Origin of the sequence: Gordonia malaquae, from assembly GCF_037148075.1 — a bacterium.
Classification (GTDB): domain Bacteria; phylum Actinomycetota; class Actinomycetes; order Mycobacteriales; family Mycobacteriaceae; genus Gordonia; species Gordonia malaquae.
In genome coordinates this window covers 1,209,094-1,221,373 of the sequence record NZ_JBBCUB010000001.1, presented here as the reverse complement: position 1 = coordinate 1,221,373, position 12,280 = coordinate 1,209,094, and the positions used below count along the sequence as shown (strand labels likewise).

Sequence of the window (12,280 nt, the reverse complement as noted above, 5' to 3'; positions counted from 1 at the left end):
AGGTTCGGGCCGTCAGTCCGTCGACGCGGTGGCCCGATACGCACTCGGAGTGAATCCGAGGACTCGTGAGAACTCCCTCGTGAGATGAGCATGGTCGGAGAACCCTGTGTCGGCGGCGATGTCGGCGAGCGCCGACTGATCGTTCCGGACTCTCTCGGCCGCCTCGTGGAGGCGTCGACGCCGGATCAACGTCAGAGGCGTCAGGCCCGTGTACCGGAGGGTCAACCGTTGCACGGTCCTGGCACTCACTCCGACTGCGGCGCCGACGTGGTCGACGGCCACCACGGCGGAGTCCGATTCGATCAGCGTCACGATCCGGTCGGCCAGCAGCGCATCCGCCGTCGGCGCCGACGCATCGCAGCACACCGCATCGCTGAACGCCGCGGCCGCAGCGGCCGCATCACCCGACTGCTGCATGGCCGTCCGCACCGGTCGTGCGACGGCGTCCAGGGATGTGGTCACGACCTGGTCGACGAGGGCTGCGGGCTCGACCGCAAGCCAGTCGACGGCCGCGGGCCGCATGAGGGCTCCCACCGCCCATCCCGAACCCGTCAACACTTGGGTGGACAACTTCGTCGTGGCCCCGGACACCGACACCGTCGACGGCTCCACGACGACGTTCAGCGCAGGGAAGCCGATGACGTCCTGCGCCGACTCGGCGCCGTCGGGAAGGTCCCATTGGGAGATCCAGAACCACCGCACCCATTGCGCAGCGGCTCCGGTTGCGGGAATCCGGTCGAACCGCGGGAGACGGTCCGGTCGCAGCACGCCGCGTGACGAGGGTTCGCGCGACGATGCATCGGACGGCGTCAAGCCAGTGCGGTGCTGATCGAGGCCCACCGGTCGAGGAGTTCCGCTGCCGCCCCCGAGTCGAGAACGTCGTCGACCCTGGCCTTCGCCGACCGCAGTGCAGTCACCAGCGTCGAATCGTCGAACGCCGATGACTGCTCGTAGGCGACGATCGCGGCCGCCGCGTTCAAAGTCACCGCATCGCGTACCGGACCGCGCACACCCGCGAACAGGTCACGCGCGATCCCGGCGTTGACGACCGCGTCGCCACCCTGCAGCGCGGACAACTCCACGAGCTCGATGTCCAGGTCACGGGGATCGAGAGACAGCCTCCGCACTTCGCCGTCGAGTACCTGCCACACGGTCGACGTGGTGGTCGTCGTCAGTTCGTCGAGGCCGTCATCGCCACGCACCACGAGGGTGCGGTTCCCCCTCCCCGCGAACGCTTCCGCGAGCACCGGGGCCAGATCGCCGAAGGCGCAGCCGATGAGGCCTGCCTGCGGGCCTGCCGGGTTCGTCAACGGGCCGAGCACGTTGAACACGGTGGGAATACCGATCTCTTTGCGCGGCGGACCGGTGAACCGGAACGCCGGGTGAAAGACAGGTGCGAAGCAGAAGCCGATGCCGACCTTCTCCAGGCAGGTGCTCACCGCGTCGGGGCCGAGAGTGATCGCGACACCCAGCGCTTCGAGAACGTCGGCTCCACCACTCTTCGACGACGCCGCACGGTTTCCGTGCTTGACCACACGGACACCTGCCGCCGCCACGACGACTGACGTCATCGTCGAGATGTTCACCGTGTGCGACCTGTCGCCTCCAGTGCCGACGATGTCGACGGCGTCGCCGTCGAAGTCGATGCGGTTGGCCAGGGCCAGCATCGTGTCGGAGAGTCCGCGCAACTCGTCGGACGCGACTCCCTTCATCTTCAAGCCGACTCCGAAGGCCGCGATCTGAGCACCGGTCGCCGAATCGGACATGATCTCGCGCATGGCCCACGACGCCTCAGCCGACGTCAGGTCGACGCCGTCGGTCGCCTTTCCGAGGATCTGCGGCCAGGTGTACTGCGGAACGCTGTTATCGGGCATGCTCACCGCTCTACCCTATCGACGCGTGCCGGTCGACGACGCGACCGGGACGTCCAGCAACGCCCACCCGAGACCACGACCTCCGCTGCGCGAGGCGAGACTCGCAATCCGGGACCGTTCCTGCGACACGGTCCGAGCGTCGACCGACTGGACTCTCACGAGCGCAAGGAGGAGACCGCCGTCCGACGGCGCCGGGTCGTCCGGCAGCACTTCCCCTTCGGAGTACCCCTCCAACGCGGCTGAGGCCGCGGCGTCGTCGAGTGCGGTCTCGGGCAGTTCGAGCAGATGCCGCAGCACGACCTTCCGATCGGAGTCGAAGCCCGCCGCCTCCAACACTGTCGACGACGCCGTCGCATCGTCGTCCGACCGGACGATCACGTGCAGATCGTCATCGTCCACATTCGGAACCCGGACGGCGCGGGCCGTCGAGCCGAAGAGCCTGCCGAGCTTGTGGCGAAGTCCAGACGTTCCCGGGGTGTCACTCGTCATGTGTCGACATAACCAGATCCGCCCAGGTCCGCGCACCTCGGGAGACACGCCGAGCGGACGCGCGACGACCGTTCTACCTGCGGTGCAGAGAAGTCCGGACCCAATTTCCCTACCCAGGTGGAAATCGCTTACTACGAACCGTCATACTTCATGTTGTGACTAGCGCTGTGGGTAACTCCGGAACCGCCATCACCTCACGCGTGCACTCGCTGAACCGTCCGAACATGGTCAGCGTCGGCACCATCGTGTGGTTGTCGAGCGAGTTGATGTTCTTCGCCGGCCTGTTCGCGATGTATTTCGTCGCGCGGGCCAATGCTGCCGACGGCTGGCCTCAGCCGCCGGCTCACCTGAATCTGGCACTCGCCGTGCCGGTGACCCTCGTGCTGATCCTCAGCTCGGTCACCTGCCAGTACGGCGTGTTCGCGGCCGAGAAGGGTGACGTGTACGGCCTTCGCCGCTGGTACACGCTCACTCTTGCGATGGGCGCGTTCTTCGTGGCAGGTCAGGCGTACGAGTACTACACGCTCGTCGGTGAGGGTCTGACGCTCTCGTCGAACGCGTACGGCTCGGTCTTCTACATGGCTACCGGATTCCACGGCATGCACGTCATCGGCGGCCTCATCGCCTTCGTGTACCTGCTGATCCGCACCCGCATGTCGAAGTTCACGCCGGCGCAGGCGACCGCCGCGATCGTGGTGTCGTACTACTGGCACTTCGTCGACGTCGTGTGGATCGCCCTCTTCGTGGTCATCTACTTCATCCGGTAGTCCCGGCGATCCTTGAAGAACCGATCAGCCCCGGTTCACCAGAAACCAGTCCAACCGCTTAGTAGAGAGTCACCGATGAGATCATCTCCACCGAGTTCGCCGGATTCGAGCGACGAAACGTCAGGAGCGCGCGCCAAGGCGCGCCGCAAGCTGCGTCGACGCGCCGCCGGTACCCTCTTCCTGTTCCTCGGCCTCGTCGCCACCGGCCTGATCGCCGGGCTCCTCAGCCCGAAGCCGCAGATCGCGACCGCCGAAGACAAAGACGTCGCCATGATCACTGCAGGCAAGCAGCTCTACTCGACGTCCTGCATCACTTGCCACGGCACCAACCTCGAGGGCGTCCCGGATCGCGGTCCGTCGCTCATGGGTGTCGGCGACGCCGCTGTGTACTTCCAGGTCTCAACCGGACGTATGCCCGCCGCCCGCGGTGAGGCTCAGGCTCAGCGCAAGCCCGCCAAGTTCACCGAAGCTCAGATCGACCAGCTCGGCGCCTACATTCAGGCGATGGGCGGCGGCCCGCGCGCTGCATACGAGATGGACGAGAACAACGAGATCAAGCGTGACGAACAGGGCTTCCCGATTCTGCGCATGGACTCGCTCCGCGGAACCGACCTCGGTCGCGGCTCCGAGCTGTTCCGCCTCAACTGCGCCTCCTGCCACAACTTCACCGGTCGTGGCGGCGCTCTGTCCGGCGGCAAGTTCGCTCCCCCGCTGACCGATGTGAACCCGCAGCAGCTGTACACGGCGATGCTCACCGGTCCGCAGAACATGCCGAAGTTCTCCAACCGACAGCTGTCGATGGAGGACAAGGAAGACATCATCGGCTACATCCGCTATGCGGACACGGCCAACCCGAGCGGCGGACTCGGCCTGGGCGGATTCGGCCCGGCATCTGAGGGTCTGACCATGTGGGTCGTCGGCGCAGCTGCCATCGTCGCAGGCGCCATGTGGATTGGATCACGAAATTGAGCGAGTCGAATAAGGACCTCCCGACCGCTGAGGAACTCGCGGCGATGTCCCAGGAGGAGAAGGTTCGTCTGGGCACGAACCTCGACGGTGTGGAGATCATCCACCGCACCGAGCGTTTCCCCGAACCGGGCACCCGTGCTGAGAAGCGCGCCGAGGCCACCGTCGCCATCTGGTTCACCCTCGCCGGGCTTCTGGCCCTCGCGGGAATGGTTCTCTTCATCTGGAACCGGTGGGAATTCACCATGCCGGAAGAAGAGGGCTACTGGGCCTACACGTTCTACACCCCGCTGCTCGGTGTCACCTTCGGCGGCGCGATCCTGGCGTTCGGTTTCGGCGTCATCCAGATCTCGAAGCGCTTCATCCCGCAGGAGATCTCGGTGCAGGACCGCCACGACGGCGGCTCGACCGAGGTCGACAAGCAGACGATCGTCGCCGAACTCAGCGACACCCTGCAGACGAGCACACTCCCCCGCCGCAAGATGATCATCGGCTCCGCCGTGTTCGGCGTCGGAGCGATCGGTGTGTCGGCGGGCGTCGCAGCTCTCGGCGGTTTCATCAAGAACCCCTGGGCCAAGCGCGAAGACGCTGACCTCTGGCACTCGGGCTGGTCGACGAACCACAGCGAGAAGCCGGGCGAGACCGTCTTCCTGCGTCGTGACACCGGCAACCCGTACCAGGTCGTCCTGGTGCGCCCCGAGGACCTCGATGCAGGCGCCATGGAGACTGTCTTCCCGTGGCGCGTCTCGGACGGCTACGGCGACACCGAGCACTCGCGTCACAAGCTGCTCGACGGCCTTCGCGCCGTCCGCAACCCCGTGATGCTCATCCGCCTGCGTCCCGAGGACAACAAGCGGGTCGTCAAGCGTCGTGGCCAGGAGAGCTTCAACTTCGGCGACTACTACGCGTACACGAAGGTCTGCAGCCATCTCGGTTGCCCCACCTCGCTGTACGAGCAGCAGACGCAGCGCATCCTGTGCCCGTGCCACCAGTCGCAGTTCGACGCGCTCGAGTACGGAAAGCCGGTCTTCGGTCCCGCCGCCCGTGCTCTCGCTCAGCTGCCTATCACTGTCAACAACCAGGGCTACTTGGTCGCCAACACCGCCATCAACGGCGGCGACTTCATCGAGCCTGTCGGACCGGCATTCTGGGAGCGTAAGTCATGACGATCGCCGATCGCCTCGCCACGCAGGCAGAAGAGGTCGACTCGAGGTACCACCTGGCCGCAGGCATGCGCCGCCAGATCAACAAGGTCTTCCCCACGCACTGGTCGTTCATGCTGGGTGAGGTCTCGCTCTACAGCTTCATCATCTTGCTGCTGTCGGGCGTGTACCTGACGTTCTTCTTCGACCCGTCGATGGCGCACGTCGTGTACGAAGGCGCGTACCAGCCGCTCAACGGCGTCACCATGAGCCGCGCGTACGAGACCACGCTCGACCTCTCGTTCGAGGTCCGCGGCGGTCTGTTCGTCCGTCAGATCCACCACTGGGCAGCCCTGCTGTTCGCTGCGTCGATCATCCTGCACATGATGCGCATCTTCTTCACCGGCGCGTTCCGTCGCCCGCGTGAGGCCAACTGGGTCATCGGCTGCTTCCTGCTGCTGCTGGCGATGTTCGAGGGCTTCTTCGGCTACTCGCTCCCCGACGACCTGCTGTCGGGCACGGGTGTCCGCGCCGCGATGTCGGGCATCGTCCTGGGCATTCCGCTGATCGGCACCTGGGTCCACTGGGCCCTGTTCGGCGGCGACTTCCCCGGCGACATCATCATCCCGCGCCTGTACGTGCTGCACGTGCTTCTGTTCCCGGCCATCATCCTGGCCCTAATCGGCGCTCACCTCGCACTCGTCTGGTACCAGAAGCACACGCAGTTCCCCGGCCCCGGCCGTACCGAGAAGAACGTCGTCGGCGTTCGCATCCTCCCGGTCTTCGCTGCCAAGGGCGGCGCGTTCTTCGCGATCGTGTTCGGCGTCCTCGCCGTCATGGCGGGCATCTTCCAGATCAACCCGGTCTGGAACATCGGTCCGTACAACCCGGCGCAGGTGTCCGCGGGCTCGCAGCCTGACATCTACATGATGTGGACGGACGGTTTCGCTCGACTGATGCCGGCCTGGGAGCTCTACCTGGGCAACTACACCGTCCCCGCCATCTTCTGGGTGGTCCTGGTGATCGGCGTGCTGTTCGGGCTGCTCTTCGGTTACCCGTGGATCGAGAAGGCCCTCACCGGCGACACTGCACACCACAACCTGCTGCAGCGTCCCCGTGACACCCCGGTCCGCACCGCTGCGGGCGCGATGGCCTTGACGTTCTACATCATCCTCACGCTGATGTGCATGAACGACATCATCGCCCTGAAGTTCCACATCTCGCTGAACGCGACGACGTGGATGGGTCGCATCGGCCTGATCGTGCTGCCGCCGCTGGTGTACTTCATCACCTACCGTTGGGCACTGTCTCTGCAGCGCAGCGACCGCGACGTCCTCTCCCACGGCATCGAGACGGGCATCATCCGTCGCGAGCCCAAGGGCGAGTACATCGAAATGCATCAGCCGCTGGGCCCGGTGGACGATCACGGCCACCCGATCCCGCTGCCTTACGAGGGTGCTGCCCTGCCGAAGCGCATGAACAAGCTCGGCTCCGCCGGCGCCCCCGGCACCGGTACCGTCCTCGTCCCGGACTCGCTCGAGGAACAGGCGACCAACCGTCGCATCGCTCACGAGAACCACGAGGCCGAGAAGAAGGCACTCCAGGAACTTCAGGAAAAGGGCGGAAACCCGCTCGCCTGACGCTCCACAGCTTCACCGACAGAGGCCGCCTCGCATCCGCGAGGCGGCCTCTGTCGTACCCGCTCCCCTCCCCCACCGACCTTCCCCCACCGACCTTCCCGCGACAGTTCTCGTTCCCGCTCTTTGTCGGGGCGAGGAGCGGCAACTGGAAGCGCCGCGATCACAACAGACCGGCGGCGTGCAAGTACGGACGAACACGCGCAGCGACTTGGCAAAGTTTCGCGACGGTCCAGTCCCAGCGGACGATCTCGAAGCCCATCCGCGGAACTGGTAGGTGCGCCTCGATCATCTGGGCCCGGCTCCACGATTCTCCGGGGTTCGCGGCCAATCCGTTCGCGTACCGCAGCGCAACACGCGCCCGGGCAATTCCACGTCGCCGCCCCGACTCCAGGCGATCGTGGAGTTCGGCTCGATCCACTCCCATTCGTAGCGCAGAATCGAATACGGCGAGGGCGCCCGCGAAGTCGGAGGTGAGCGCTACGTCCACAGCACTACGTGCGAGACTGGTGACCAGAATGCCGTCGACGACGATGACATCGTTCTCATCGAGGCCGGTATGGATGTGCCGTGTGGCGCGGCGCTTCCCGTTCGCCGACGTCTGCACTGACACGTGCACACGGCTCGTATCCGGCTCCAGCATTGCCAGGCCGAGAATGGCCGCTGCCGACTGGTGGCTGAGGACGGCCCCGGCGTCCGCTTCGGAGAGACAGCGTCGCCTATTGACCTCTTGATCGAGGCGCCACTTCTCGACAGGCAGACTGCAGCTGGGTATGTACAGGCCCCGACAGGCGACGAGGAGCTCTCCTCTCCGGACTGCCTGTCGGATGTCCGCGTCAGTGCGGCCGGCATCGAGCGCCTCGGACCGTCTGACGACGCCGTTACGATCTGTAGTCCACATGCGCTGTATCCAAGCGCGAAGTCCGCGATCTGACCAGGGCGGTATCCACAGGCTTGTACCCGCGGCGCTTCCAGTTCCCGCTCCTCGCCCCGACAAAGAGCAGGAACGAGAACTGCCGCGGGAAGCGGTCTACCAGACGTCGCCGGCGCGCCAGTCGCAGAGGAGACGCATAGCGGTGTCCATGTGCTGCGTGGAGCGCGTCCGGAGGATGAGGACCCCACCGTCGTCATCCGGTGTCATGATCACACCATCCGGCGTCAGAGCGCCGAGCGGCCCCGTCCACGGCTCCCAGCCACGTCGTAGATAGAGCGGGCGCCCGTCGTCGGACGCGCCGAGCGCACCGAGGTCGTACGCGGCCAGGACGATCTCGTCGATCCGCGACATCAGGACGTCGCCGATCCCCCGACGGCGCATGCGGGCGGCCACTGCGACCGCTTCGACATAGCCGACGCGGTGCACGGCGTCTCCGGCGATCAGTTGCCGCTGAACCACCGACGCATGGCCGACAACACCGTCGGAGTCCTCCGCGATGACGTGAACGCCACCGAGCGCATGGTCGAAATCAGAGGCCTCGAAGTCGTGTGCGAACGCCTCGTCCAGGAACGCGAACAGAGCGGCGCGATCGTCGTCCGTCAGTTCGTGGGTATGACGAAGCCGCACCCGGTATCCGGGTGCGGCTTCATCAGATGCTGTATGCGTCAGTGCTTCTCAGGTCCCACGTGGTACTCGAACACGAGTCCGGCGACCGCGGCGAGGATCACTGCCACCATGGTGATCGAGAACCAGAAGTTGCCGGTCGCGAAACCGATCGCGAAGAGCGATGCGCCCGCGGCGATCGCGATGGGCCAGTAGCTGTGCGGGCTGAAGAAGCCCAGCTCACCGGCACCGTCTTCGATCTCGGCGTCGTCGTAGTCCTCGGGACGGATCTCAACACGACGAGCCACGAACCGGAAGTACGTGCCCGCGATCAGAGCCAGGCCGCCTGCGAAGAACATGCAGGTCACGCCGGTCCATTCGACGCCGGTCCGGTAGTAGTAGGTGCAGACGGCGTAGATGACGCCCATCAGAATGAAGAAGACTGCGAGGACCTCGAAGAGGCGTGCTTCGATCTTCATCAGTTCTTACCTCCCTCGGCCGGGGTGCACCCGGCCAGTGCGGTGTTGTTCGCATCGCCGAGATCGTCCGGAGTCGTGCCGTTCGAGACGCGGCGCGTGTCGAACGGAACCGTCGTCACCGAGCGCGGCTGCTGGCAGACCGCCTGCAGTGCCTCCGAGTTGGTGGCCTCCGGGTTGGCCTTGCGGAAGTTGATGTAGCTGGCGAACACCTCAGGGCTCACGGCGCGAACTTCGAAGTTCATCATCGCGTGGTAGGTGCCGCACATCTCAGCGCAGCGTCCGACGAAGGCGCCTTCACGATCGATGCCGCTGATCTGGAACGACGAATCCGTGTGGTTCTGCTCCGGGAACGGCATGACGTCGCGCTTGAACAGGAACTCCGGAACCCAGAACGAGTGCACGACGTCGGCCGCCGCGAGGTCGAACTGGATGCGGGTGTTGGTCGGCAGAACCAGGATCGGGATCTCCGAGGACGAGCCGAGGGTCTCGATCTGATCGAAGGCGAGGTACTTGCGCTCCTCGGCCGACCGGCCGCCTGCGGCGCCCTTGATCTCTTCCTTCTCGCCGTCGTGCTCACGGAACTTTGGGATCTGCAGGTCGAACGCGGAACCCTTCTTCGAGTCCTCGGCCCTGACGAGCTGCTGGCCGTTCACGTTGACCGAGTTGTAGCCGAACTTCCAGTTCCACTGGAATGCGGTCACGTCGACGACGACGGCTGGGTTGTCTTCCTTCGCCTCGACCTTGTTCTGCACGACGACCGTGAAGTAGAACATCACGGCGATCAGCACGAACGGGATCGCGGTGTACGCCAGTTCCAGCGGCACGTTGTAGGCCGTCTGACGCGGGATCTCCTGATCCTCGGAGTCGACTGCCTTCGCACGGTGGAACGTGATGGTCCAGAAGATGAGGGCCCACACGAACACACCCATGGCGAGGGCGGCGATGACCGACCACGTCCAGAATTCGGCCATGTCCTTGGCTTCGCTGGTCACGCCCGCAGGCCATCCGAAGCGCATTGCTTCTTCGGCACTGCAGCCCGAGGTCATCAGCACGACGACACCCAGGACCGCGAGGGCACTGAGTCGCTTGATCGTGCGCGACGTGGGTACCCCACGTCGCACAGACGGCCGTCCACGGTTCGTCAATTTCACGCCTTCCTGCTGACAGGGAGCTGTTCTACAAGTTTCGCGCACGAGTGTTGCACTGCTCGACGCAATTCTTGCACCTAGTAACTACGCAGCGTAGTCCAACCCGCCCATCTGTTCTCGATTGGGGTTGGCGGTTTTGCCCTCACGGGTGCCGACCTGCGGATTCTTGCCGTGACAAGAGTGTCGTTTCCCTCACGAGGGCCGCGGGATGTCGCACCCGGCGGCGCTTCTGCGGCATAGTAGACGCGGCGCGGGGACCAGTTCTTCGCCACGACCTGCAATCGATGTGAAAAGAGGCCAGTCAGCGTGTGCGGCTTGCTCGGAATGCTCACCAGTGACGGCACCGCGGGGCCGGACGCCGACCTGATCGCGTCCGCGGCGCACTGCATGCGTCACCGCGGTCCCGATGAGCCCGGCACCTGGCACGACGACGACATCGTGCTCGGCTTCAATCGACTGTCGATCATCGACATCGAGCACTCCCACCAGCCGCTGCGCTGGGGACCACCGGAGAACACCGAACGGTACGCCCTGGTGTTCAACGGCGAGATCTACAACTACCTCGAGATCCGCGAGGAGCTCGCCAGAGAGTTCGGCACCCAGTTCCGCACCGAGGGCGACGGCGAGTCGATCGTCGCCGGGTTCCACCACTGGGGTCCCGACGTGGTCCGCAAGCTGCGCGGCATGTTCGCATTCGCCGTCTGGGACACCGAGAAGCGCGAACTGTTCCTCGCGCGCGACCAGTTCGGCATCAAGCCGCTGTTCCTTGCCACCAGTAGTCGCGGGACCGCGTTCGGCAGTGAGAAGAAGAGCCTCCTGCAGATCCTCGAGCGCCTCGATCTGGACGCCGAGCTCGACGATCGTGCCATCGAGCACTACACCGTCCTCCAGTACGTCCCCGAGCCCGAATCACTCCATCGGAACATCACCCGCCTCGAGTCCGGCTGCTACGCCACGCTGCGGCCCGGCGTCGCCCCCGAGGTGACCCGCTACTTCGTGCCGAAGTTCCCCGTCCGTCCCTTCACTGCCGGAGGCGAGCAGAAGCGCTACGACGAGATCGCCGACGTGCTGCGCGACTCCGTCGCAAAGCACATGCGGGCCGACGTGACAGTCGGATCGTTCCTGTCCGGCGGCATCGACTCGACGGCGATCGCCGCACTCGCCATCCAGCACAACCCCGACCTCATCACCTTCACCACCGGCTTCGAACGTGACGGCTACTCCGAAGTGGACGTCGCCGCCGAATCGGCAGAGGCCATCGGCGCCCGCCACATCGTCAAAGTCGTGTCTCCGCGAGAGTTCGTCGACGCGCTCCCGAAGATCATCTGGTACCTCGACGACCCGGTGGCCGACCCGGCCCTCGTCCCCCTGTACTTCGTCGCCGCCGAAGCCCGCAAGCACGTGAAGGTGGTCCTCTCGGGCGAGGGCGCCGACGAACTCTTCGGCGGATACACGATCTACAAGGAGCCGCTGTCGCTCAAGTCGTTCGACAAGCTCTCCCCCGGCCTGCGGCGTCTCGCAGGCAAGGTCTCGGACCGCATCCCCGAAGGCACGCGGGGCAAGAGCCTGCTCCACCGCGGTTCGCTCAGCCTCGAGGAGCGTTACTACGGAAACGCCCGCAGCTTCGACGACGCTCGCCTGCGCGCCGTCCTTCGGACTTTCCGTGAAGACTGGATGCACCAGGACGTGACCGCGCCCATCTACAAGATGAGCGAAGGCATGGACCCGGTGACCCGCATGCAACACCTGGACCTGTTCACCTGGCTGCGCGGCGACATCCTCGTCAAGGCCGACAAGATCAACATGGCGCACTCACTGGAACTCCGCGTGCCCTTCCTCGACAAGGAGGTGTTCGCGATCGCCGAACAACTCCCGTTCGAGGAGAAGATCAGCCACGACACGACCAAGTACGCGCTCCGCAAGGCACTCGAGCAGATCGTGCCGCCCCACGTGTTGCACCGCCGCAAGCTCGGTTTCCCGGTCCCGCTCCGCCACTGGCTCGCCGGCACCGAGATGTACGACTGGGCACGCGAACTCATCTCGACGTCCGACACCGATCACATCTCCGACAAGACGTTCGTGATGCAGATGCTCGACGAGCACCGCCGCGGCGAGGTGGACAACAGCCGTCGCGTCTGGACCGTCCTGTGCTTCATGCTCTGGTACGGGATCTTCGTCGACAAGACGATCGACCCGCAGATCGAGGATCACGACTACCCGGTTCGCCTGTAACTGAGCGTT

12 protein-coding genes are annotated in these 12,280 nt (G+C 65.2%); 5 read left to right on the top strand and 7 right to left on the bottom strand.

The window, feature by feature from the left end; translation table 11 throughout:
- Positions 1-12 precede the first annotated feature (12 nt).
- From WFK36_RS06165 to WFK36_RS06155, 3 genes are read right to left on the bottom strand one after another with little or no spacing between them, the layout of a single operon-like run.
- Positions 13-768, bottom strand: coding sequence for a helix-turn-helix transcriptional regulator (locus WFK36_RS06165; protein WP_336790626.1), 756 nt, complete (start codon positions 766-768; stop codon positions 13-15).
- A gap of 41 nt (positions 769-809) precedes the next feature.
- Entirely contained in the window at positions 810-1,874 is a 1,065-nt protein-coding gene (trpD, locus tag WFK36_RS06160; protein ID WP_336790976.1) for an anthranilate phosphoribosyltransferase, read from the bottom strand.
- A 15-nt stretch (positions 1,875-1,889) separates the two neighbouring features.
- Positions 1,890-2,363, bottom strand: a complete 474-nt coding sequence (locus WFK36_RS06155; RefSeq protein ID WP_336790624.1) for a ribonuclease E inhibitor RraB — start codon at positions 2,361-2,363, stop codon at positions 1,890-1,892.
- A gap of 155 nt (positions 2,364-2,518) precedes the next feature.
- Here WFK36_RS06155 and ctaE point away from each other — a divergent pair, with 155 nt between their 5' ends.
- From ctaE to qcrB, 4 genes are all read left to right on the top strand, one after another.
- Entirely contained in the window at positions 2,519-3,130 is a 612-nt protein-coding gene (gene ctaE, locus WFK36_RS06150; RefSeq protein WP_040519451.1) for an aa3-type cytochrome oxidase subunit III, read from the top strand.
- A gap of 75 nt (positions 3,131-3,205) precedes the next feature.
- Positions 3,206-4,099 carry a cytochrome bc1 complex diheme cytochrome c subunit gene (gene qcrC, locus WFK36_RS06145; RefSeq protein ID WP_008376803.1) on the top strand — a complete coding sequence of 298 codons (894 nt, stop codon included), beginning with the start codon at positions 3,206-3,208 and terminating at the stop codon, positions 4,097-4,099.
- Positions 4,096-5,262: a cytochrome bc1 complex Rieske iron-sulfur subunit gene (gene qcrA / locus WFK36_RS06140; protein WP_336790622.1), complete on the top strand. Its 1,167-nt coding sequence runs from the start codon at positions 4,096-4,098 to the stop codon at positions 5,260-5,262. The genes qcrC and qcrA overlap by 4 nt, the downstream gene beginning before the upstream one ends.
- Positions 5,259-6,878: a cytochrome bc1 complex cytochrome b subunit gene (gene qcrB / locus WFK36_RS06135; RefSeq protein WP_008376805.1), complete on the top strand. Its 1,620-nt coding sequence runs from the start codon at positions 5,259-5,261 to the stop codon at positions 6,876-6,878. The genes qcrA and qcrB overlap by 4 nt, the downstream gene beginning before the upstream one ends.
- A gap of 160 nt (positions 6,879-7,038) precedes the next feature.
- Here qcrB and WFK36_RS06130 read toward each other — a convergent pair whose 3' ends face one another.
- The 4 genes from WFK36_RS06130 to ctaC all read right to left on the bottom strand — a co-directional run bounded on the left by WFK36_RS06130 (position 7,039) and on the right by ctaC (position 10,042).
- On the bottom strand, positions 7,039-7,776 hold the full coding sequence (locus WFK36_RS06130) for a type IV toxin-antitoxin system AbiEi family antitoxin domain-containing protein (protein ID WP_336790619.1): 738 nt from the start codon (positions 7,774-7,776) through the stop codon (positions 7,039-7,041).
- 129 nt (positions 7,777-7,905) lie between these two features.
- Positions 7,906-8,436, bottom strand: coding sequence for a GNAT family N-acetyltransferase (locus tag WFK36_RS06125; protein ID WP_336790616.1), 531 nt, complete (start codon positions 8,434-8,436; stop codon positions 7,906-7,908).
- Between the two features lie 38 nt (positions 8,437-8,474).
- Complete coding sequence (locus WFK36_RS06120) at positions 8,475-8,891, bottom strand: cytochrome c oxidase subunit 4 (protein ID WP_008376808.1); 417 nt, start codon at positions 8,889-8,891, stop codon at positions 8,475-8,477.
- Entirely contained in the window at positions 8,891-10,042 is a 1,152-nt protein-coding gene (ctaC, locus tag WFK36_RS06115; RefSeq protein WP_336790614.1) for an aa3-type cytochrome oxidase subunit II, read from the bottom strand. The genes WFK36_RS06120 and ctaC overlap by 1 nt, the downstream gene beginning before the upstream one ends.
- Positions 10,043-10,345: 303 nt before the next feature.
- Between ctaC and asnB the strand changes: the two genes are divergently transcribed.
- On the top strand, positions 10,346-12,271 hold the full coding sequence (gene asnB, locus WFK36_RS06110) for an asparagine synthase (glutamine-hydrolyzing) (protein ID WP_336790612.1): 1,926 nt from the start codon (positions 10,346-10,348) through the stop codon (positions 12,269-12,271).
- Positions 12,272-12,280 lie beyond the last annotated feature (9 nt).